Here is a 23,954-nt window from a genome sequence, read left to right as displayed (position 1 = left end):
GAAAAAAGATTACAAGTGTTTTTTGCTATACGTCACATTTTTGGCTAATTATGGTTATTTAATAAACCTTATTTTGTAATTAAATTACAAAATGGACTTAAGAAAACGTTTGCTTACACTATTTATAAGCATCAAAGCGCTTAATCATGATCAGATAGACAAGATCGCTTTCAAAATTTGAGCTATTTGAGGTTTAGAACCGCTACTCGTCAAAACGCTCAAGTGGTATGCTGTTGCCATCAAAACAGACCCATATTTTAGATTTTTATTCTAAGGTTTTACCTATAAAAATCCTAAATATATGGTTACCAAATAAAAAAGGAGTCATCCGTGTCTGAATTCCATTCTGAGATCAGTAAATTATCCCCTGCCCCTATTTGGCAGTTCTTCGATAAGATTTGCTCAATCCCACATCCTTCTAAGCATGAGGAAGAGCTAGCTCAATACATTATTGCTTGGGCAACAGAGCAAGGTTTAAATGTACGTCGCGACCCAACGGGTAACGTATTCATTACTAAACCTGCAACGCCAGGCATGGAAAACAAAAAAGGTGTTGTGCTACAAGCGCACATCGATATGGTTCCACAAAAGAACGAAGACACGGTTCACGACTTCGCTAAAGATCCTATCCAGCCATATATTGATGGTGAGTGGGTTACAGCGAAAGGCACAACACTGGGTGCTGATAACGGTATGGGTATGGCTTCTTGCCTTGCTGTACTGGCATCAAACGAAATCAAACATGGCCCTATCGAAGTTCTACTAACAGTAGATGAAGAAGCAGGCATGACTGGTGCTTTCGGTCTTGAAGCAGGTTGGTTAGAAGGTGATATCCTTCTTAACACCGATTCAGAGCAAGAAGGCGAAGTGTACATGGGTTGTGCTGGCGGTATCGACGGCGCAATGACATTTGAAATTGCACGTAACGCGATTCCAGCAGATTTCGTAACACGTAAGCTAACGCTAAAAGGCCTAAAAGGCGGTCACTCTGGTTGTGACATCCATACTGGTCGTGCAAACGCGAACAAACTGCTTGCTCGCTTCCTAGCGGGTCACGCAAAAGAGCTAGACCTTCGCATCGTAGAATTCAAAGGTGGTAGCCTTCGTAACGCTATTCCTCGTGAAGGCTTCGTAACGGTTGCGGTTCCAGCAGCAAACCAAGAGAAACTGGCTTCGCTATACAACTACTACACAGAGCTGCTTTCAACAGAGCTAGGTAAAGTAGAAGACAGCATCGTGACTTTCAATGAAGAAGCTTCTGTAGAAATGGGCGCACTTGCGTCAGCAGACCAAGCTCGCTTTATCGCGGCACTTAACGCATGTCCAAACGGCGTGATTCGTATGAGTGACGAGATTGAAGGTGTTGTTGAAACGTCTCTAAACGTAGGTGTTATCACAACAGAAGAGAACTCAATCACAGTGCTTTGCCTGATTCGTTCTCTTATCGATTCAGGTCGTAGCCAAGTAGAAAGCATGCTTCACTCTGTTGCTGAACTAGCAGGCGCTAACATCGCGTTCTCTGGTGCTTACCCAGGTTGGAAACCAGACGCAGATTCAGAAATCATGCATATCTTCCGCGACATGTACGAAGGTATCTACGGTCACAAGCCAAACATCATGGTTATCCATGCTGGTCTTGAATGTGGTCTATTCAAAGAACCTTACCCGAACATGGATATGGTTTCTTTCGGCCCAACCATCAAGTTCCCTCACTCTCCAGATGAGAAAGTGAAGATCGACACGGTTGAGCTATTCTGGAACCAAATGGTTGCGCTACTTGAAGCAATCCCAGAAAAAGCATAATTCGATAAGCTATGTTTGTTCAATGAATCGTGCTTTTCAATAAATAGCACTTTTCAGTAAACACCGTTTATCCGAGACAAAATAAAACAGGTACTCAATGAGTACCTGTTTTTGTATCTAATCTTTGTAAACGACTATTTGTGACTAAAGAAATAATACTAATCACAGTAAGTAAGTGTTCAGAAATAGCGCAGGAAAAAGGCTTGAGAACAAGGCGTGATTTTCTGATAAGTAGTTATTCTACAATCAAAAATCACAACGCAGTTATCGAGATTTTTAACAAGCTAGGGTGACCAGTTATTTACTACGATTGGTATAATTAAGCGCGTGTAGCCGCGTAGCTCTCTAGTTCATCAATTGAAGTTTGTGCCACAACTTCACCATCGATGAAGTACGTCACCATCTCGCCATCGCGAACACCGATTAACGTCGCACGCTCACCAGACTGGTAAGTGATGTCCATTTGGATAGTGTTTTCGTCGATCTGCTGCATTTGACCTTTCTCAATCATATCGGCACTCGTGATCGGGCCTACTGGCGCTTCAGTCAGTGACTTATCAAGCTGATCGTTGATATCAAGGTAAGTATCAGTCTTAGTATCAAAGATGTGCGGAGCACCTGTTAGTGGGTTGCTACCCGTCCAGAACTCTAGTGAGTTAAATACTAGGTAATCGGCAGCAACCGTTAGACCGTACGCAGGTGCAAGTAGTATGTTCAAACCACCACGAGCGTAGCGGTTGTCAACAGCCTTGATGTTGAACTTCATTAGGTAACCCGTTACTGCGTTGCTACCCACACAGCCAGATAGAGCAACAGATACCACCGCTAGTGCTACAACTTTTGAAATTGTTTTTTTCATTTTGATCTCGATATATGAATTTGGCCGCCAAAAAATGGCGATGGATAATACCAACCAACCGAACAATAAATATCAGCGTTAAATCAATGTATTGTCAGGAAATTAACAATTCTAAACCCCTTCTAACTAGCCAAATCAAAAACAGAAACCAATTAAGAAACCCCTCCATAAAAAAGTTTTGTCGTCACCGTAAAGCGATTGATTCGTACTAAAAATCAACGATTGATACATTCCGTGTTAACGAATTATCACCATGTTGAGAACAACCTAAATGGCAAGACTAAAACCTAATCAACCATTCGAATTACTTGGTTATACTGTTCAGCCAGGACAGAGAATGGAGATTGAACTGCAAGCGGCTCAGCTTTACACGCACTCTCCACTTTCGATCCCGATTGAAATTATTCATGGCCGCCAAGCGGGCCCAACACTGATGGTAAATGCGGCGATCCACGGAGATGAATTAAACGGTGTTGAGATTGCACGACAGCTGACTAATGCGATTGATCCAAAGAAACTGAAAGGAACACTACTTGTTGTGCCTATCGTTAACGTATTTGGTTTTATCCATAAGTCTCGTTACCTACCTGACCGTCGTGACCTGAACCGTTGCTTCCCAGGAAGTGAGAAAGGATCACTGACATCACGCATCGCTCACACCTTCTTTGAGAACGTAGCGAAGCACTGTGATTACATTTTAGATCTTCACACAGGTGCTATTCACCGTACTAACTTGCCACAGATCCGTGCAAACCTGTCGAACCCTGAAACACTGCGCATCGCAAAAGCGTTCGCAACACCCGTGATCATAGATTCTCCACTGCGTGACGGTTCACTGCGCAGCGAAGCGGAAAAACTGGGTATTCCTGTATTAACTTACGAAGGTGGTGAAGCGCTGCGTTTTGATCACCTAGCGATTCGTGCGGGTTACCTTGGCGTGCATCAAGTGATGAAAGAAATCGGCATGCTACGCCCTAACCGTAAGAAGTTACCAGAGCCAGTATTGAGTAAATCGACCAGTTGGATCCGCGCTGAATCAGACGGCATTTTGCGTAATATGGTAAGGCTTGGCGAACAAGTTGAAGCAGGACAAACTCTGGCTTACATCAGTTCACCTCTAGGTCACCAAGAAGGCCAAGTAATCACAACTAAAGGCGGTATCGTGATTGGTCAACAAACACTGCCTCTAGTCAATGAGGGTGACGCGGTGTTCCACATTGCTTACTTCAAGCAAGATGATGATGAAGTGGGACAGTCTGTTGAGAGTTATATTGAAGAAGTCGCGGAAGATGATTGGTTAACGACTCTGAACAACTAAGTTTGCAGAGTAAGTTAGCTGAATAACGCTCAGAAATGCAAAAGCCCCAATATACTTTTAACTAGAAAGAGAAAGTTATATTGGGGCTTTTTTCTGCTCTTCTTCAAACAAGAAGAGCATAAATTATTGCGACTTACTCGTCGTCTAGCTCTTCTGCGCGAGCTTTTGCACGTGCTTCACGCGCTTGCTCAGCTTTAAGCTCTTTAGTGTGACGCAATTCATCACGCTCTTTACGTTGCTCTGATTTACGATCGTTACGCTCAGCTTGGTTTGCGATGAAAGATGCTAGTTCTTTCTCAGCCCACTCTTGTGCTAGAGCTTCAGTTTCAAAACCAGATTCACGCTTAGATACTGTTGTGCTGCGAGACGTTACTTGACGAGTAATTTCTGCACACCAACCGTTGCGTTTTTCTGTAATGCGGATATCAAATTTTTTGTTCTTAGACATGTTCTATTTATTCCTAAGGGAGATCATTAAGGGATCGGTCAACTTTGATAACTCCATCTAAGTGAGTATCTTTTAACACCATCCCTTGGTAAGCGCGGTATTAGAGCACAAATCCATGGATATTGCTGCAAATATTTGCAGCGGATCACACTCCATTGCTGCAAAACGTTTGCGGCTCATTTCAATTCCTTCATAGCCCTCTATTCACCAGCAATTTCAGCGCTGTTTTATCGACAGCAATGAAATGAACTATGCTCAAACAGAGAGAAGTAAATCGCCTAAAATCTCACATTGATAGGCGTAAGCATCTCACCTACTCCGCCCATAATTAAAATAGCTAAGGAGTTGCTATGGATAGCTTCATCAAAAAATTACCGAAGGTTGAGCTTCATTTACACATAGAAGGCACACTAGAACCTGAGTTGATGTTCGAACTCGCCAAGCGCAATAACGTGTCGATTCCCTTTGAGAATCCAGACCAAGTTCGCGAAGCCTATCAATTTCACAACCTGCAATCCTTCCTCGATATCTATTACCAAGGCGCCAACGTGCTGCTCCACCAGCAAGATTTCTACGACCTAACTTGGGCTTACCTATTGAAATGCCAGCAAGACAACGTAGTTCATACCGAAATATTCTTTGACCCACAGACTCATACCGAACGTGGGATAGGTTTCGACACAGTTGTTGGCGGTATCACTCAAGCTTTACAGAAAGCAGAACAGGAACTTGGGATAAGCAGCCAACTGATCATGTGCTTTCTACGTCACCTTGATGAAGACAGCGCGTTCGAGACGCTCAAGCAAGCCCTGCCCTACAAAGATAAAATCATAGCGGTTGGGCTAGATTCATCAGAGCAAGGCAACCCGCCAGAAAAATTTAAACATGTCTTTCAAGAAGCCATCAACCAAGGTTTCCTAACCGTGGCTCATGCAGGAGAAGAAGGCCCAGCACAAAATATTAGTGACGCGTTGAGCTTGTTAGGCATAACCCGAATTGATCATGGCGTTCGCTGTGTTGAAGATGACGACTTGATGGAACAGTTAATAGCAAAGCGCACACCGCTGACCGTATGCCCGCTATCGAATACCAAACTCAAGGTCTTCGAAACCATGCAACAACACAACATTGTCAAACTGCTGAGAAAAGGGCTGTGCGTCACCATCAATTCCGATGATCCAGCTTACTTTGGTGGTTACATGAATGACAACTTCCTTGCTGTCGCCAATGCTCACCCACTGACGAAAAACGAGTTAGCTCAATTCAGTATCAATGCCATTGAAGCGAGCTTCGTTTCCCCTCAGGCTAGACAAGAACTCACCGCGCAAGTCCGCCAATATCTAACAGTGAATGCTTAACGAGCCAATAGATAATACTGAACGAATAGAGAAAGTGCACTTTTCAACACGATCAAAAAAGGGAAGCTCATTGCTTCCCTTTCATTATCTAAAGGCTTGACTAGCAAGCTTCATCAATCCTCTGATTAACCTGGGTGACCATCCACACGTGGGGTTAATAACATCATGCCGAATTTCCAGATAAACAGACAGAATGCCAGTGTCCATAAGCCCGCACTGATGTTAACCATCTCAAACAAGTAAGCCGGGAAGAAAGTGACACCTAAGCTACGAACTAATGCCGCGATAAAGATAGCCGAGAACGCCAGCGCCATGCTTGGCCCTTTGTAAATCGCACGACCTGTGTGTCCCATGGTGACACGTGTGATCATCGCAAGAATGAGCCCACTCAAACCGCCAATCGCAAACAGGTGCAGCATGTTATGGCTTGCAAATGGGTTATCTAACAAGCCTCTTAGTAACAAGCTCAAAGGAATACACAAATAAGCCGCATGCAGTGACCACACCAAAGGCTCAGACAACGTTGTCCAAGGCTTCCAACGAACAAAGCGAACCAACTGAGTTACACCTGCAAACACCATCAACTCATTGCCCACTTGAGCAAAGGTCAACGGGAAGAAGCTCAGCACAAACAACCCAACCAAAGGCAGGTTTGCTAGCCATTCCAACCAAACCAATGGTTGTGCTTTTTCAAAGTCAAAACGACGGGCCGTGAAGAACGGGATAACTCGTCCACCCATCACGGATAATAGCAAGGTAAACCACCATAACATTGCGTGCCATACTGCAGACGATGGGAATGGGGGCATGCCTTTAATCGTCGCGTAACTAGCAAAGTTGGCGACGATAGCCAATATAAACAGCGGCACAAAAAACAGGTTCTTCCAGCCTTTCGATTTCACGACACGGAAACCAATCTCGTAAGCGGCAAAGATCAAGAACAACGCTTCAACCGATGAGATCAACCACAATGGCGCCGGTGTCCAAAATAGAATACGAGGTGCTAGCCACAAACCAACGAGCGCAGCTAATCGATAATGTTTGGTGCCGTTGACTCCCGTCCACGTTTGCACCGCAGTCAGAACAAAACCAACCACAATCGCCATAGAAAAACCAAACAGCATTTCATGTACGTGCCACCAAAGCGCGGGTACTTTTAACACTTCAGGCTGACCATTTTGGAACATGACAACCCAAGCGACGATAGCAATCACGGCATAAAGGCTGCCTAGAAAGAAGAAAGGTCTAAAACCTAAACGAAGATAAGCTGGAATCGCATCTTCTACGCTTTTATCTGTGATATTTAACAAACTCATTCCTCATTTCAGATAACAAGCCAAGTGTGGCTTATATTGAATTGCTACCAATAGCCAAATTCAAGGTGCAGTAATCATCACCGCAATATTGCCTAACACAATGCATGAAACGCGCCAAAGATATAAAACCAATAAAAACAAGCAACAAGGTGTATTTACAGGTCAAAAAAGTGTCAATTAAACACACCACAAAAAGTCATTTGGACTCGAAGGTGTGTAAAATAAAAAACTACTGACATTTGATGAAGCCAAACATATAGTAAGACTAGTCTCAAATACAAAAGAACAGACAGGGAACGCGATGTATATTTTTGGTTATGGTAGCTTGATCAACTCCTCTTCTCGTCAACTCACAGGTCAAACAGGACAAGCGATTCCTGCGATAGTGCACGGCCTAGTGCGTCACTGGAGTAAAATCGACGACAGCTATGTTTTGTCACCGTTGATCGTCAATCTTGGTGAGGGACAAGTGAATGGTGTTTTGCTTGAGGTCGATGATGTTGCGTTGGCTGAATTTGATCATCGTGAGCGTGGTTATCATCGAATTGAGTTAAGAAGCGATCAGATAGAGAGCCAAACCGAGTTTAAAGCGGATCAATCGATCTGGGTATATATCAAAGACGAAATCGAAGCGCCTTGTGAAAACAGCCCTATAGTTCAAACCTATGTTGATACTGTCATGGCAGGATGTTTAGAGGTGTCTGAAAGCTTTGCTGCGCACTTTGTGGAACATACACAAGGTTGGCACCATCCATTAGAAAATGATCGCCACCAGCCGAAATACGGCAACCTTGCTGGGGTTTCTGATCACCACCACAGTGTGATTGATGGTTTGATACTGACCGTTCGTAGCTAGTCTTTGAGGGCTTTGGGTATTTTGAAGCTTCGATCATTTGAAGCTTTGAGAACCGATAAGTCGATGAGCTTATAACGAATAGTCTCACCGACTAATCTAGACAACTTAAACCACTCGAATACCCGCTGGCATCGCACGTTCCGGTGTCAGCAATACACTTTCAGATTCATCATCCGTTTCTGCACATAACAGCATGCATTCAGAAGTGTGGCCTCTCATCTTCGCTTTAGCTAGGTTACACAACACGACAACCTGCTTGCCCATTAACTCTTCCTCGGTGTAGTAAGGGACTAGGCTAGTCACCGTTTGTAGCGTCTTCTCACCGATATCCACTTGCACGATGTACAGCTTGTCTGCGTTTTCATGACGCACGACCTGAATGATCTGACCTACACGCATTTCTAACTTAGCAAAGTCACCATAAGAGACAGTATCCATTTCTCACTTCCTATATTAATTTATTTTTATCAATTAAATTATTTACTAAAATTAAGTAAAATGTAAATGTTTACACTAGCACTAAGAGCAACAATTACAAGCGGTAAAGATCTCATTACTGGAAGTAAAATGAGAGTTTCATTGCCTTAGTATCATTGTCGGTGTTAAATAGATTCAGCAATATATAGAGGTTAAAAATGGCAACAATTAAAGATGTAGCAAAGGAAGCTGGTGTTTCTGTTGCAACCGTATCTCGAGTGATCAACAAGTCTCCTAAAGCAAGCGCAAGCTCGGTAGAGTCTGTGACTAAAGCGATGGTTAAACTGGGTTACCGCCCTAATGCAAATGCTCGTGCGTTGGTCAGCCAAAGCACCAATACTGTGGGCGTGTTAGTTGGTGATATCTCCGACCCCTTTTTCGGCACGCTGGTTAAGGCTGTCGATAATGTTGCTCGTGAGAACGGAAAACATATCCTCGTTGGTAATGGCTCACACGATCGTGAAGAAGAGAGACAAGCGATTGAGTTGCTGATTAATAGCCGTTGCGATGCCTTGGTAATCCACTCTAAAGGACTCACCGACGAAGAGCTGATTGCCTATGCCAAAGAAGTAAAAGGCTTAGTACTGATCAATCGTTATATTGCTGAGATTGCTAACCGCTGTATTTTCTTGGACAACAAAAAAGGCGCGTATCTTGCGACTGAATACCTTATCCGCCATGGTCATAAGAGCATTGCCTGTATCGCCTCATCGCACAGCATTGAAGATGCCGATGAGCGTGTACAAGGTTACTTGTCAGCACTCTCGGATTACAAAATAGCGTTATCTGATAGCTATATTGAGTACTCAGCTCCCACCAGTGAAGGTGGTGAATACGCCATGACCAACCTTTTGACTAAATCACTGCCAATCACAGGCATTGTTGCGTACAACGATTACATGGCGGCAGGTGCTTTGTCTGTCCTAGATGAAAACGGTATTCAAGCGCCGGACAAAATGTCGATCATCGGCTTCGATGATGGCTTGATTGCACGCTATGTTCATCCAAAGCTAACCACCATTCGCTACCCGATTCAAATGATGGCAGAGAAAGCGACACGACTCGCGTTGCACTTAGCCAAAGGTGAAAACACCTCAACGGAGCCAATGATGTTCTCTCCGACTTTGGTGCGCCGTAATTCGGTAGAGAAAATCTAAGTTCAGGTCAACTCACCAAACAGCAAACAAAAAAAAGCCCTAACAGAAGCGATTCTGTTAGGGCTTTCCTACCTTACTCTGATACCCAACAATCGCGCTTAATAAATCGCACTCTTATTGAGCGCCACTTTTGCTCATCCCCCAAGAACAACGCGATAACTCACATCGTTCTATTCACAAACAAAAGCAATTGGCATAACCGTTTTGAGCTAGAGCGTACTAGTTTGAATAATCCCCCGAAAATTCAAACTGGTAACAGGTACGGTAGTTATATTCTTGTTCAGGCTCGAGAATACAACTGTCCTGCTTCCACTCTGGGTGGTTAGGAGAGTCAGGTAAGAACTGGGTTTCTAGCGCCAAACCAGCGTAGTCTTCATAGCTGCCACCACTTCGGTTTGGTGTACCACCAAGCCAGTTTCCGGTGTATAGCTGCATCGCAGGTTTGGTTGAAAATACTTTTAGTGTGACGAGCGCATCTGGTGACGTTACGGTAGCGGCGCATTGAGTGCGCTTACAGCCATCAGCCAATAGGAAAGAGTGGTCGTAACCCTTTGCTGCTTTCTGCTGTTCATCACCCAACAAACGCTCTGAGATCATCATAGGCTGATTGAAGTCGAAGCTGGTCGATTTCACCGATTTAAGATTGCCTAATGGAATACCTACCGAGTTGGTCGGTAAGAATTGATTGGCGTTGATGCTCACAATATGTGACAAACAATCGTGCCCGGCTTCCGCACCAAGTAAGTTGAAGTACGCATGATTCGTTAGGTTGACCACGGTTGGCTTGTCTGTGGTCGCAGAGTGATGAATGGAAACTCGATTGTCTTCGGTAAGTTCATAACGTACCGACACATTCAAATTCCCCGGAAACCCTTGGTCGCCATCAACCGACTCTAGGTTAAACACCACTGATGTTTCGGTTTGCTCGGCAATATTCCAACGACGTTTATCAAAACCGTTCGGACCACCATGTAAGGTATTGCCCGCTTGGTTGGTTTCCAGTTTGTAGTTCTGACCATCTATTTTAAAGCGACCATTGGCAATGCGGTTAGCATAACGGCCAACGGTTGTGCCCATATAGCTGGCTTGTTTCTCGAAGTTCTCCATTGAGTTAATACCCAACAAAACTTCTCTTTTATTTCCCTTTACTGGCAAGATACAGCTCAACCATGTTGCACCAATGTCCATGAATGTCACTTGCATTCCATGCTTATTTGATAGCGTCACTAACTGAGCGGGTTGGCCATCATAGGCTGGAGTTTGTGTCATGGATTGATGCAGGGTTTGCTCTTGTGTCATTCTAAATTCCTTCTAGTGCCAGTAAAAAGCCTCTACATTGGGTAAAGGCTTTACTATTTGGCCTACCATGAACTTTTTAGTTGATAAGCTCTCTATTAAATCTCGAAACAGCTAGATTACTTCAACTAAGCCTGCTCCGTCTTTCGCTTGGCACACATAAATAGATTCTTTTAGACCGGTCGCCGCTTGATATTTCTGCTCAACGGTTGTTTTAATTTCATCAACCAATGCAGGTGGAACCAATGCCACAATACAACCACCGAAACCACCGCCAGTCATGCGCACACCACCTTGGTCACCAATCACGTCTTTGACCATATCAACCAGAGTGTCGACTTCTTTGACTGTGATTTCAAAATCGTCTCGCATTGACGCATGCGATTCAGCCATCAATTCGCCCATGCGTTTCATATCATGAGTACGCAGAGCTTGAGCCGCTTCAACGGTACGGTCATTTTCAGTAATCACGTGACGGGCACGTTTCGCGACCATTTCATCCAACTCAGACTCTTTCGCTTTGAACTGTTCAATAGTCACATCACGAAGTGCAGGAACACCAAAGATGCGTGCCGCTTCTTCACACTGTTCACGACGCGTGTTGTATTCGCTGTCGACTAAACCACGTTTCTTGTTTGAGTTGATGATAACCACAGCCATATCTTCTGGCATAGAAACAGCTTGAGTTTCTAAGCTACGACAATCCAAAAGCATCGCATGATTTGCGCGACCTTCAGCAGAAATCATTTGGTCCATGATGCCGCAGTTACAGCCTACAAATTCGTTTTCGGCTTGCTGACCATTCAATGCAACTTCAGCTTGGCTGATCTCTAGGTTGTAAAGCACCTTGAATGTCTGACCAATGACCACTTCCAGTGCCGCAGAAGAACTTAAACCTGCACCTTGAGGCACGTTGCCAGTTACAGATATGTCTGCACCTTTAAACTCAAAGCCACGACTCATTAGGCATTTCACAACACCACGAATGTAGTTCGCCCACATCTTGTCTTGTTGGAATGTGATCTCTTGAGTTAGGTCGAACTCATCGACTGCATTATCGTAGTCCACTGATACTACGCGCACGATGTTGTCATCACGCTTTGCTGCTGCAACTACCGTTTGGTAGTTAATGGCACACGGTAGAACAAAACCATCGTTGTAGTCAGTGTGCTCACCAATCAGGTTCACACGACCCGGAGCTTGAACGATATGAGTCGCTCGGTAACCAAGGGCTTGCTCAAAAGATGCTTTCACGTTTTGGATTAGATCAGACATAAGTAAACTCTCTGCTTAAACTCTTTAATCAATTGGTTATGGCCCCTTTACGGCACCACTTTAATTCTTTTAGATCCCCGACCCCTTTGTTCCTCACTCTCGGGATTGACGCTAAACGTTTCAATGAAACTGTCATTCCAGAATCGAGGAACGAGATATCAGGAATCTCGCTCGTTATCTACGAAGCAACGTATTACTGCTCTTTGTAGTGAACGTCACTCAAATCACGAAGACGTTGCGCGGCTTGTTCTGCGGTTAAATCACGCTGAGACTCCGCCAACATTTCGTAGCCGACCATGAATTTACGAACCGAAGCACTGCGTAACAATGGCGGGTAGAACAGTGCATGCAACTGCCAGTGATCGATGTCGGTGCCTTCTTCGAAGAACGGCGCATAGTGCCACCCCATCGAGTATGGGAATGAACACTGGAACAAGTTGTCGTAACGACTGGTCAGCTTCTTGATCGCAAGCGCCAAGTCATCACGCAGCTCGTCCGTCAATTCACTCATGCGGCGAATATGCGTTTTTGGTAGCAACATAGTTTCGAATGGCCACGCAGCCCAATAAGGTACTACAGCAATCCAATGTTCAGTTTCAATCACAGTGCGTGAGCCGTCTTTCATTTCGGCTTCAACGTAATCGACTAACAAGTTCGAACCTTGCTGGTCGAAGTACTCTTTCAGCAACTTTTCTTTACGTTCAATTTCGTTGGGTAAAAAGCTGTTTGCCCAGATTTGACCGTGTGGATGAGGCTGAGAACAGCCCATGGTCTCGCCTTTGTTTTCGAAGGCTTGAACCCATAGGTAATCTTTACCCAGTTCTTCAATTTGCTCGTTCCAGGTATCAATAACACCACGGATTTTATTAACCGGTAACTCTGGCAGCGTTTTGCTGTGATCCGGAGAGAAACAGATAACACGGCTCAACCCGCGAACACCTTGAGTCTTGAATAGAGGGTTTTCAGACTCTGGAGCGTCAGGTGAATCAGGCATCAACGCCGCGAAATCGTTACTGAATACGTAAGTGCCGTCGTAATCTGGGTTTTCATCACCCGAGATACGTGTATTGGTCGGGCACAAGAAACACTCTTTCTCATACGCTGGAAGCTGCGCAGTCGATGGCTTTTCATCTTGGCCGCTCCACGGACGTTTTGCGCGGTGCGGTGATACTAAAATCCACTGACCTGTTAATGGGTTATAACGACGGTGCGGGTGGTCTACTGGGTTAAATTCAACTTTTGACATGTTTAGATTGCTCTCAAATTTTGTGTCTTGGTCAATTCACCAAGATGAATAATTCTTCTACAAGGAGATTCCCTATCACGCTCGTTCCTCGCTGTAGGGAATGACGCTCAGAAATCGAAGTTTTAAAATTCGTCATTCCAGAATCGAGGGACGAGATATCTGGAATCTCTCTTCATCTGCATTCCCCAATGAAATTGGAGTTGCAGCTAGGCAGCAAGATTTCCAATATCCATGAGCATAGATCTTCTATGTGATTGGAATTGGTAAGCGCAGCTAACAACGCTGCGGCTTCAATTACGAAGGGGAATAGCCGTTCGGGTTCTTCGACTGCCAATTCCACGTATCCGCAGTCATCTCCATCACGCTGCGAGTCGCTTTCCAGCCTAACTCACGCTCTGCTTTTTCAGTGCTTGCCCAACATTCGGCAATATCACCGGCGCGGCGTGGACAAAGTTCATAAGGAACTGGTTTGCCTGAAGCTTGTGCGAAGGCTTCAACCATCTCAAGCACACTCGAACCTTTACCTGTACCTAGGTTATAAATATGTAAGCCAGCTTTCTCGCCCACCGCTTTTAGTGCTGCAACGTGACCGTCTGCTAAGTCCATTACATGAATATAGTCACGAACGCCAGTGCCATCGACTGTTGGGTAATCGTTTCCAAAAACAGCCAGTTTTTCACGGCGACCTACCGCTACTTGAGCAATAAACGGCATCAGATTGTTTGGGATACCTTGTGGGTCTTCACCCATAGTGCCCGATGAATGGGCGCCAACTGGGTTGAAGTAACGCAGTAATGTCACACTCCAATCGTTCTCAGCGTTGAACAAATCACTCAAACATTCTTCGACCATGTACTTACTGCGACCATAAGGATTAGTTGTTGCACCCGTTGGAGAGCTTTCAGTAATTGGCACCACTTCTGGATCACCGTAAACGGTAGCCGAAGAGCTAAATACAATGCTCTTCACACCCGCTTTCTTCATGCTGCGAGCTAACACCAATGATCCATTGACGTTGTTATCGTAGTACTCCAAAGGCTTGGACACCGACTCCCCAACCGCTTTCAGGCCAGCAAAGTGAATCACGGCTTGGATATCGTTTTCTGAAAACACGCTATCTAGAAAAGATTGATCACGAATGTCGCCAAGATAAAAAGTTGGTCGCTTACCGGTCAATGATTCGATTCGCTCCAGTACTAGCTCTTTGCTGTTGCAAAGGTTATCAACAATGATTGGCTCCATACCCGCCTGTATCATTTGAATACATGTATGACTTCCGATGTAACCCATGCCGCCCGTAACCAGTACTTTCACAATCAACCTCTCTTTGTCGTCATTCTTGGACTAACTCGAACTGACATTCAGCTCAGTAGCACCGTATGCCAGAAATAGTAGCAGCCATTTTGACTATAATTCTGTGATCAAAACCACGAAGTGTAAACGTTTACACTAACTCATATCATTGTTACTGAACGTGACATAGGGAGAACCTATAAACAAAAATATCTAATTCATTGAATTTTAATAAGATAATTATAGATAGTTAGATTTTAGACATCATAGAGGAGTTGAACATTTATTTTACTAAAAGTTAATGCAATGACTTCCAGTTTGATTACAATAGGTCTGTAGAATAAAGAGGTGCATTGCTTTTTTACTAAATACCAATTTCAAAGCAGCGCAATGTTCCAATAACAGGAAGTGAGTATGGCAACGTTAAAAGATATCGCGACTGAAGCACATGTTTCATTGGCTACAGTTTCAAGGGTTCTCAATGAAGATCCAACATTAAGCGTCAAGGAAGAGACCAAAAGGCGTATCTTTGAAATTGCAGAGAAGTTGGAATACAAAACCAGCAGCTCACGAAAAGCCGTTAGCAGTAAAAAACAAAATCATCACTTCCTTGCGCTGTATAACTACAAGCAAGAAGCTGAAGTGAATGACCCTTACTATCTATCGATTCGCCACGGGATTGAAACCCAATGTGAAAAAATGGAAGTTGGACTAACTAATTGTTATGAAAGCAAAATACAGGTTAGTTCTAGCAACATTACCGGTGTTTTATTAGTCGGCCGAATGACACAAGAAGTTATCGAGCAAGCGAAAAAGCTGACCGATAATATTTGCTACGTCGACTTTACGGATCACTCAGAACCTTATGATTCTGTCGATATCGATCTTGCTCGTATCAGCAAAGAGATCACCAACTTCTTCATTAACCAAGGTTATCAACGCATTGGTTTCATTGGTGGGCAAGACGACATCAATACTTCAGACATTCGTGAAGTGGCTTTTGCTGAATACGGCGGCCTTAAAAACGTAGTCAGTGAGCAAGATATCTATCGCGGCGACTTCTCTAGCTCATCGGGCTACGACCTAGCGAAGAAAATGCTAGAGAGCGAGAATTACCCGAAAGCCATGTTTATTGCATCAGATTCCATCGCTATTGGCGTTTTACGAGCGATTCATGAGCACGGTTTGCGCATTCCTGAAGACATTGCGCTGATCAGTGTAAATGACATCCCAACCGCTAAGTTTACCTTCCCATCTTTATCAACGGTTCGTATCCATTCTGAACTGATGGGAATTCAAGGTGTTAACCTGCTGATAGAGAAAGCGCGCGACGGACGAACCATCCCACTTAGAGTCTATGTGCCTAGTAAACTCAAGCTGCGCGACACAACAAAATAATCATATAAATCAAATATATAAAATAAGGCTACCTTTATTGAAGGTGGCCTTTTTTATGTCTTTCATATACGCCAACATACGCATATTTCCCTTCTGAAATACTCACCTAAATCACCAAATGACATTCTTTTAAGTGGATCACACACCACTGTAAAAAGCCCACAAAAAACGTGATGGAGTTAAAGTAAAACGTTTTCACCAATTTCATTTAGTAAAACTTTTACTAATAATTACCTCAGTCCAAAAATACTCGTATTCACTACGACCCAATTACGCATAAGAACGTCGGTCAGCAAATTGCATTTAGGCCGAGAGAGAGGCAACGTGAACAACTGGGAAAACTTCCTGAACTTACATGAGAACCGTATGGCACCGCGTGCATACTTCTTCTCATACGCATCAGAAAAGAATGCAAAAACGTTTCAGCGTGAACTTAGCAGCCACTTCCAACTATTGAGTGGTCAATGGAATTTCAACTATTTCACCAATCCACTATTGGTTCCTGAAGAGTTCTACTCTCAAGAAATGAAAGACTGGGGCCACATTACGGTTCCAAACATGTGGCAAATGGAAGGCCACGGCGATCTTCAATACACAGATGAAGGTTTCCCATTCCCAATTGATGTGCCTTTCGTACCATCAGACAACCCAACCGGTGCATACCAACGCTCTTTCTTCCTAGGCGAAAGCTGGGACGAGAAACAAACCATCATCAAATTTGATGGCGTTGAAACTTATTTCGAAGTTTACGTAAACGGCGAGTACGTGGGTTTCAGCAAAGGCAGCCGCCTAACCGCTGAGTTCGATATCTCTAGCCATGTAAAAGCAGGCAACAACCTGCTTTCTATTCGTGTGATGCAGTGGGCCGACTCAACCTACATTGAAGACCAAGACATGTGGTGGACGGGCGGTATCTTCCGTGATGTTTACCTAGTAGGTAAAGAGCAACTGCACGTTCAAGACGTTACCGTTCGCACTGACTTCGACGACGCTTACCAAAGCGCTACCCTGTCGTGCAACGTTGCCCTAGAAAACCTAGCAGCAGCAACAAACGCAACCCTTGAGTACGCATTGCTTGATGGCGGCCAAGTTATCTCGCAAGGCGCAGTTGATAACCTAGCCGTTCCTAATAGATTGACTGACGGCAATGCGAATACTCAATTCTCTATTGATGTGGTTAACCCAGTTCAATGGAACGCTGAAAACCCTTACCTGTACCAACTGCTACTGACGCTGAAAGACGCTGACGGCAAGGTGCTGGAAGTTATTCCACAACGCGTTGGTTTCCGCGATATTAAAGTGCGTGATGGTCTGTTCTACATCAACAACAAGTACGTGATGCTGCACGGTGTAAACCGCCACGACAACGACCACCTGAAAGGTCGCGCTGTTGGTATGGATCGCGTAGAGAAAGACTTGGTACTGATGAAGCAACACAACATCAACTCAGTACGTACAGCGCACTACCCGAACGACCCACGCTTCTACGAACTGTGTGATATCTACGGCCTATTCGTGATGGGCGAAACCGATGTTGAAACACACGGCTTTGCTAACGTTGGCGACCTAAGCCGCATCACTAACGATGCCGCATGGGAAGCGGTGTTTGTTGAGCGTATCGAACGTCATATCCACGCTCAAAAGAACCACCCTTCTATCATCATGTGGTCGCTAGGTAACGAATCTGGCTACGGCTGCAACATCCGTTCTATGTACGATGCAGCGAAAGCGATTGATGACACGCGTCTGGTTCACTACGAAGAAGACCGTGATGCTGAAGTAGTAGACATCATTTCAACCATGTACTCACGCGCTCAACTGATGAATGCCTTCGGTGAATTTCCACATGAAAAACCACGCATCATCTGCGAATACGCACACGCAATGGGTAACGGCCCTGGCGGTTTAACCGAATACCAAAACGTGTTCTACAAGCATGATGCGATTCAAGGTCACTATGTTTGGGAATGGTGTGATCACGGCATTCTGGCACGTGATGAAGCAGGCACAGAGTTCTACAAGTACGGTGGTGACTACGGTGACTACCCGAACAACTACAACTTCTGCATGGACGGTTTGATCTACCCAGACCAAACACCAGGCCCAGGCTTGAAAGAGTACAAACAAGTGATTGCCCCAGTGAAGCTTCGCGATTTCGATGCACAAACGGGCACCTTCACTGTCGATAACAAACTTTGGTTCTCAAACATTGATGACTACACCATCACTGCGGAAATCCGCGCTGAAGGTAAAACCATTGCTGTGCAACATATCAAGGTTGAAGAGCTGGCTGAAAACTCTAGCCGCGAACTGACACTTAACTTGCCAGAGCTTGATGAGCGTGAAGTGTTTGTGAACTTTACTGTTCGCAAAGATTCTCGTACTTCATACAGCGAAGCGAACCACGATATCGCGGTTTACCAATTCCAAGTGAAAGAGAACACAGCGCAGCTTGACGCCTTCACCAACAACAATGCAACGGCACTGAATGTTGAAGAGTCTCGCCTCGCTTATGTAATCAAAGGCCATAACTTTGCACTGAACTTCTCGAAAGTGAACGGCAAGCTGACGTCATGGTTAGTCAATGGCGAAGAACTGATTAAGTCGGAACCTAAGCTGAACTTCTTCAAGCCAATGATCGATAACCATAAGCAAGAGCACGATGGTTACTGGGAGCCTGCGCATCTACAAATCATGCAAGAGCACTTCCGCACGCTAAACGTGGAAGAGAACAACGGCAAGATTGAGATCACCACCACCAGCATCATTGCTCCACCGGTATTTGATTTCGGCATGCGCTGTGAATATCGCTACCAAATCAGTGCCGAAGGCCAACTGAACGTTGAACTGAGCGGCGAACGCTACGGTGATTACCCACATGTGATTCCAGTGATTGGTTTCGATATGGGCATTAACGGTGATTTCGACCAAGTTCAATACTACGGCCGTGGCCCTGAAGAGAACTACCAAGACAGCAAACAAGCCAACATGATTGATGTGTACCAATCAACCGTGGCTGACATGTTCGAGAACTACCCGTTCCCACAAAATAACGGCAACCGCCAACACGTTCGTTGGGCTGCGCTTTCAAGCCGCGCAGGTAATGGTATTGCAGTAAAACCACAGCAAGAAATCAACTTCAGCGCATGGTTCTACACCAACCAAAACCTGCACCAAGCACAACACACCATTGAGCTAGAGAAGAGCGGTTACATCACGCTAAACCTAGACCACCAAGTGATGGGCTTAGGCTCGAACTCTTGGGGCAGTGAAGTGTTAGATTCTTACCGCGTGTACATGGATGAGTTCCGCTACGGCTTAACTCTGGTTCCATTCCAAGCAGGCGATTGCGATGCGCAGCACCTAATCAATCACAACTTTGGTAATGAGTTTTTCACGGCGAACGCTCCGAAAGCTCAACCACAACAGAACGAGGCATAAGCGATGATCGTTTTAGACAACCTAGAGCAATTTAAAGTCGTTTACCGCGACGGTCGTAAATGGCAACGCTGTGTAGAAGCGATTGAAAACATCGGCAACATCAAAGATGGCGTGATGTATTCAATTGGTGACTCACTGGCTTACATGATTGAAGACGGCGTGGCTCGTAACACCGAAAACTTTACTGGCAACCGTCGTTACTTCGACGTGCATTACTACCTAGAAGGTCGTGAAACCGTCGATTTCGCAGCCAAGTCAGAGCTAGAGCAAATCCAAGCTTACAGCGATGAGACTGACCGTGAACACCTAATGGGTAACGGTGAAACTCGTGAACTCATTGAAGGTCAAGTAGCGATCTTTGATAACAGCAAAGCTTACCGCTTCCACGGTGATAACCGAGTACGCAAAGTAGTGCTGAAAGTGACTATTGAAGACGGTTACTTCCTTAATAAGTAAGTAACTGAAAGCTAAACAAACGAAAGCAACAACAAGATCTATTCACAGTGTGTACTGAGCCTTGCCGTTCAAGGCTCAGTCACACTGCATAACGCCTTTACGCTTCTTCCCTACAAGGAAGCTTAAAGAAATAACGACTATAATTACGTGACCCTTGGAGGACACTATGTCTGAATCTGTACGCGGTAAGTTAGGTAAATTTGCCTTACTCTCCATGACATTTGCAGCGGTATTTAACGTTCGCAACATTGTAAATAACAACATCGAATTGGGATTGAGTTCAGCCCCTATCTTTTTGCTTGCCACTCTTATTTACTTCATTCCATTCGTATTCATTATTGCTGAATTCGTATCAGCAAATAAAAATTCTGAGTCAGGCATGTATGACTGGCTTAAACAGCCTTTAGGCTCAAAAGCGGCCTACTTAGGTTCATTCCTCTATTGGTTCGTTAACCTATTCTGGTTTGTATCACTACTACCTAACGTTATCGCATACGCATCTTACGCAATGCTTGGCTACGAGTACGCCTTCTCTCCGATTGTGACATCGGCAATCTCAATTGGCCTATTTGCGGCGGCAACGCACATCTCGACTAAAGGCGCGAGCTGGTTAGGTAAGATTGCAGAGATCGTGGCATACGGCGTATTTGCACTGTTCGCGGTTTACGTTATCGGCGCACTAATGGCATTAGGTGGTAACCATGAGCCAGTAGAACCAATCACGCTAGAAGCAATGACGCCAACCATCAACTGGGCAACACTAGGTATTATGTGTTGGATCTTCCAAGCAGCCGGTGGTGCAGAAACCGCAGCCGCTTACCTAAACGATGTTAAAGGTGGTCATAAGTCTTTCATCAAGGTGATCATCAGCGCGGGTATCGCTATCGGTATCATGTATGCAGTCGGTTCTCTATTAGTGAACGTATTCGTTGCACGTGATGAACTCACTTATGCTGGCGGCATGGTTGAAATCTTCACTGGTATGGCGAACTACTTCGACATTTCACAATCTCTAACAGGTCGCTTCGTCGGTATCATCCTGTTCGTCGCTATGTTCGGTTCGATGATGATGTGGACAGCAGCTCCAGTAAAAATTCACTTCTCTGAAATCCCTAAAGGTGTTTACGGTGAGAAGACGACTGAGCTTAACGAACACGGTGTGCCAGTACGCGCAGCATGGTGGCAGTTTGCGTTCGTATTCCTAATGCTCGTTATAAACGGCTTCGGTTCTGAGTCTGTACAAGACATGATGAACACAGCGATTAACCTAACAGCTGGTACGGCAATGTTACCGCCTATCTTCATCATGGTGGCGTACTTTGTATTCCGCTTGAAGCATGACGATACACCACGTGACTTCCGCATGGGTACGCGAGTTCAAGGTATGGCTGTTGTATCTGTACTTATCGGTATCTTCGTTGTGAGCATGACAGCGTCAGCATTCCCAACGGGTGTAGACCTAATGCAAGCGTTCTTCGTCAACGTATTTATGACGGCAGTGTTCTCAGCGATCGCTTGGTGGTGGATCTCTCGCTTTGAAAAGAAGCAAGCAGGTAAAGACGCGAAGTTAGAAGCCGCAAAGCAGTCGTAATCCAAAATTAACACCTCTAATTGAAAAGCGCCTTATGGCGCTTTTTTTGTTTTAAATCAGAAGATTAAATACCAATAAACAAGAATAAAAACGTCATTCCGTCAAGGTTTCACTTCACGAAAAACGTTAGTTAGATCGTAATAAAACTCGAATAAAAACACAGGTAAAATATTAACTAAATTTATTTACTCGATATCACATATTTGATCAATTCCGATTAACTTCCCGCCGCTTAATCTTTAATCTTCTTGCTGAAGAAATAGAAAAACTCATAGAACAATAAACGACACAAAGCCCCTACAAGCCTGTTACATCGTCGTACATGAGAAAGCCAATTTCTTCGATGAATGCCTTAGTGTTGCATTTGAAATTCAAGTAATAAATTTACTGAAATCGAAAAGATAAACGCCAAGGAATTAGTTCGTAAATCAATACAAAAATAATAAATGAGCCAAACCTGACTTCATGAAGCGGGTGTTTGCCAAACCAACATAACAATAAAAACACGGCCTAGATCTCCCTCTCTAGGACCTAGTAAATAACGATCATCAACGTGATTCACCGGAGAACATCATGTCCGATAATAAACGCAGTACGATAGGCAAGTTTGCCCTACTGTCTATGACCTTCGCGGCGGTATACAGCTTCAATAACATCATAAACAACAACATCGAAATTGGCCTTTCCTCAGCTCCGATGTTCTTTTTAGCAACCATCTTTTACTTTGTGCCCTTTTGTTTGATCGTGGCTGAGTTTGTATCATTGAATAAAGACTCTGAGGCGGGTGTTTATTCTTGGGTTAAAAGCTCTCTAGGCGGTCGCTGGGCGTTTATTTCAGCTTACACCTACTGGTTTGTTAACCTATTCTTCTTCACCTCTCTGCTGCCTAGAATCATCGCTTATGCGTCGTATGCGTTCTTAGGATTCGAATACATATTTACGCCGATAACCACGGCGATCTTGAGCACCATTCTATTTGCGGTTGCTACACACATTTCAAACAACGGCGCGAAGCTACTTGGCCCAATCACCTCACTAACCTCGTCACTGATGTTGTTGCTGACTCTGTCTTACATCCTGCTTTCAGGCGGTGCTTTGATCGGTGGTATCGAGCCAGCTGACCCAATCACCATTGAAGCGATGACACCAAGCTTTAACTGGGCATTCCTTGGGGTAATCACTTGGATCTTCATGGCGGCTGGCGGTGCTGAATCGGTTGCGGTTTACGTCAACGACATCAAAGGCGGACACAAGTCTTTCGTTAAAGTGATCATCATTGCGGGTATCTTTATCGGTGCGCTTTACTCGGTTGGCTCTGTGCTTGCGAACGTATTCGTTGCTCGCGAAGAACTTAAGTTTACTGGTGGTTCGGTGCAGGTATTCGAAGGGCTAGCAAGACACTTTGGATTGTCTGAAATACTGATGAACCGTTTCGTTGGTGTGGTTTCATTCACTGCGATGTTGGGCTCTCTACTGATGTGGACAGCGACTCCGGTTAAGATTTTCTTCTCTGAAATCCCTAAAGGTATCTTCGGTGAGAAAACCGTCGCACTCAACAAACAAGGCGTGCCAGAGCGTGCAGCATGGGTTCAGTTCTTCATAGTGATTCCACTGATGTTCATCCCAACGTTGGCGTCGGACACCGTACAAGACTTGATGAGCACCATCATCAACATGACCGCTGCAGCCTCTATGTTGCCGCCACTGTTCATTATGATTGCTTACCTGCACCTGCGTGTAAAACTTGATCATCTCCCACGAGATTTCCGCATGGGTTCACGCCGAGTGGGTATCACAGCGGTGTCGATTCTTATCGCTATCTTTACAGTGGGTTTCTTTGCATCAACCTTCCCGACTGGCGCAGACATCATGACCATTATCTTCTACAACGTGGGTGGGATTGTGATCTTCCTTGGCTACGCATGGTGGAAATACGGTCAATACGAGAAAAGCTTATCTCCAGAAGAGAAGAAACTAGAAGCAAAGCCGGAAACTGCTAACGCCTAGTGTTCTCCTTACCTTGGTCTTAATCTTGATTTGAACTCTCTTAGGCACTCACTATTTGGCGAGTGCCTTTTTATTCGCTTCCCTTTTTTCTTATCGCTGCGCCTTACATCTATTTACCGAGTTATTCCTTTCATTAAAAATAGATTCACAACACCAATGTATCCCTCGCCTGATATTTGTTTATAAATCCAACTAAAACCCAAAATAAATTAACAGTAAATTTTTACTAAAAATAGATCACACTTTTAAGTTTATTTAATTTTAAACACAAAAATAATCATTAATATTAGTTTTGCGATCGTAAGTGACCTGACCATATACGCCTTGAAGAGCACCCCATATTAGAAGTCAGAACTGCT

General features: G+C 44.5%; 18 protein-coding genes. 10 read left to right on the top strand and 8 right to left on the bottom strand.

Annotation, left to right across the window (positions count from 1 at the left end):
• Positions 1 to 330 precede the first annotated feature (330 nt).
• The gene (locus ED652_RS00140; RefSeq protein ID WP_102361916.1) at positions 331 to 1,803 is read left to right on the top strand and encodes an aminoacyl-histidine dipeptidase; all 1,473 of its coding nucleotides are present in this window, start codon (positions 331 to 333) and stop codon (positions 1,801 to 1,803) included.
• 319 nt (positions 1,804 to 2,122) lie between these two features.
• On the opposite strand, the gene ED652_RS00135 is transcribed toward ED652_RS00140, so the two are convergent.
• Positions 2,123 to 2,662: a DUF3332 family protein gene (locus ED652_RS00135; protein WP_122053167.1), complete on the bottom strand. Its 540-nt coding sequence runs from the start codon at positions 2,660 to 2,662 to the stop codon at positions 2,123 to 2,125.
• Positions 2,663 to 2,933: 271 nt separating this feature from the next.
• On the opposite strand from ED652_RS00135, the gene ED652_RS00130 reads away from it, so the two are divergent.
• Entirely contained in the window at positions 2,934 to 3,980 is a 1,047-nt protein-coding gene (locus ED652_RS00130; RefSeq protein ID WP_102291181.1) for a succinylglutamate desuccinylase/aspartoacylase family protein, read from the top strand.
• A gap of 133 nt (positions 3,981 to 4,113) precedes the next feature.
• Here the strand turns inward: ED652_RS00130 and ED652_RS00125 are convergent, their stop codons facing one another.
• Positions 4,114 to 4,428, bottom strand: a complete 315-nt coding sequence (locus ED652_RS00125; protein WP_017106303.1) for a DUF3622 domain-containing protein — start codon at positions 4,426 to 4,428, stop codon at positions 4,114 to 4,116.
• Between the two features lie 350 nt (positions 4,429 to 4,778).
• Here ED652_RS00125 and ED652_RS00120 point away from each other — a divergent pair, with 350 nt between their 5' ends.
• The gene (locus tag ED652_RS00120) at positions 4,779 to 5,786 is read left to right on the top strand and encodes an adenosine deaminase (protein ID WP_122053166.1); all 1,008 of its coding nucleotides are present in this window, start codon (positions 4,779 to 4,781) and stop codon (positions 5,784 to 5,786) included.
• Between the two features lie 125 nt (positions 5,787 to 5,911).
• Here the strand turns inward: ED652_RS00120 and ED652_RS00115 are convergent, their stop codons facing one another.
• On the bottom strand, positions 5,912 to 7,096 hold the full coding sequence (locus tag ED652_RS00115) for an NnrS family protein (RefSeq protein WP_122053220.1): 1,185 nt from the start codon (positions 7,094 to 7,096) through the stop codon (positions 5,912 to 5,914).
• Between the two features lie 307 nt (positions 7,097 to 7,403).
• Here ED652_RS00115 and ED652_RS00110 point away from each other — a divergent pair, with 307 nt between their 5' ends.
• The gene (locus tag ED652_RS00110; protein WP_122053165.1) at positions 7,404 to 7,958 is read left to right on the top strand and encodes a gamma-glutamylcyclotransferase family protein; all 555 of its coding nucleotides are present in this window, start codon (positions 7,404 to 7,406) and stop codon (positions 7,956 to 7,958) included.
• Between the two features lie 105 nt (positions 7,959 to 8,063).
• Here ED652_RS00110 and ED652_RS00105 read toward each other — a convergent pair whose 3' ends face one another.
• The gene (locus ED652_RS00105) at positions 8,064 to 8,396 is read right to left on the bottom strand and encodes a tRNA-binding protein (protein ID WP_122053164.1); all 333 of its coding nucleotides are present in this window, start codon (positions 8,394 to 8,396) and stop codon (positions 8,064 to 8,066) included.
• A gap of 197 nt (positions 8,397 to 8,593) precedes the next feature.
• On the opposite strand from ED652_RS00105, the gene ED652_RS00100 reads away from it, so the two are divergent.
• Positions 8,594 to 9,592 (top strand): substrate-binding domain-containing protein, encoded by a 999-nt coding sequence (locus ED652_RS00100; protein WP_122053163.1) that lies wholly within the window; start codon positions 8,594 to 8,596, stop codon positions 9,590 to 9,592.
• A gap of 219 nt (positions 9,593 to 9,811) precedes the next feature.
• On the opposite strand, the gene galM is transcribed toward ED652_RS00100, so the two are convergent.
• The 4 genes from galM to galE all read right to left on the bottom strand — a co-directional run bounded on the left by galM (position 9,812) and on the right by galE (position 14,723).
• Complete coding sequence (galM, locus tag ED652_RS00095) at positions 9,812 to 10,891, bottom strand: galactose-1-epimerase (RefSeq protein WP_122053162.1); 1,080 nt, start codon at positions 10,889 to 10,891, stop codon at positions 9,812 to 9,814.
• 111 nt (positions 10,892 to 11,002) lie between these two features.
• A complete protein-coding gene (gene galK / locus ED652_RS00090; protein WP_122053161.1) occupies positions 11,003 to 12,163 on the bottom strand; it encodes a galactokinase in 1,161 nt (386 codons plus the stop codon).
• Between the two features lie 193 nt (positions 12,164 to 12,356).
• Positions 12,357 to 13,409, bottom strand: a complete 1,053-nt coding sequence (locus ED652_RS00085) for a UDP-glucose--hexose-1-phosphate uridylyltransferase (RefSeq protein ID WP_122053160.1) — start codon at positions 13,407 to 13,409, stop codon at positions 12,357 to 12,359.
• A gap of 294 nt (positions 13,410 to 13,703) precedes the next feature.
• Positions 13,704 to 14,723, bottom strand: coding sequence for a UDP-glucose 4-epimerase GalE (gene galE, locus ED652_RS00080; protein WP_122053159.1), 1,020 nt, complete (start codon positions 14,721 to 14,723; stop codon positions 13,704 to 13,706).
• 393 nt (positions 14,724 to 15,116) lie between these two features.
• Between galE and ebgR the strand changes: the two genes are divergently transcribed.
• The 5 genes from ebgR to ED652_RS00055 all read left to right on the top strand — a co-directional run bounded on the left by ebgR (position 15,117) and on the right by ED652_RS00055 (position 23,595).
• On the top strand, positions 15,117 to 16,100 hold the full coding sequence (gene ebgR, locus ED652_RS00075; protein WP_122053158.1) for a transcriptional regulator EbgR: 984 nt from the start codon (positions 15,117 to 15,119) through the stop codon (positions 16,098 to 16,100).
• Between the two features lie 324 nt (positions 16,101 to 16,424).
• On the top strand, positions 16,425 to 19,541 hold the full coding sequence (gene ebgA, locus ED652_RS00070; protein ID WP_122053157.1) for a beta-galactosidase subunit alpha: 3,117 nt from the start codon (positions 16,425 to 16,427) through the stop codon (positions 19,539 to 19,541).
• A gap of 3 nt (positions 19,542 to 19,544) precedes the next feature.
• Positions 19,545 to 19,997: a beta-galactosidase subunit beta gene (locus tag ED652_RS00065; RefSeq protein ID WP_122053156.1), complete on the top strand. Its 453-nt coding sequence runs from the start codon at positions 19,545 to 19,547 to the stop codon at positions 19,995 to 19,997.
• A 166-nt stretch (positions 19,998 to 20,163) separates the two neighbouring features.
• A complete protein-coding gene (locus ED652_RS00060; RefSeq protein ID WP_017110435.1) occupies positions 20,164 to 21,588 on the top strand; it encodes an amino acid permease in 1,425 nt (474 codons plus the stop codon).
• 573 nt (positions 21,589 to 22,161) lie between these two features.
• Positions 22,162 to 23,595, top strand: coding sequence for an amino acid permease (locus ED652_RS00055; protein WP_017110436.1), 1,434 nt, complete (start codon positions 22,162 to 22,164; stop codon positions 23,593 to 23,595).
• Positions 23,596 to 23,954: the final 359 nt, after the last annotated feature.

This window comes from Vibrio sp. Evd11, from assembly GCF_900382755.1.
GTDB lineage: Bacteria > Pseudomonadota > Gammaproteobacteria > Enterobacterales > Vibrionaceae > Vibrio > Vibrio lentus.
Note: the sequence above shows the minus strand (reverse complement) of the source record. Positions and strands in the feature narration are given on the sequence as shown.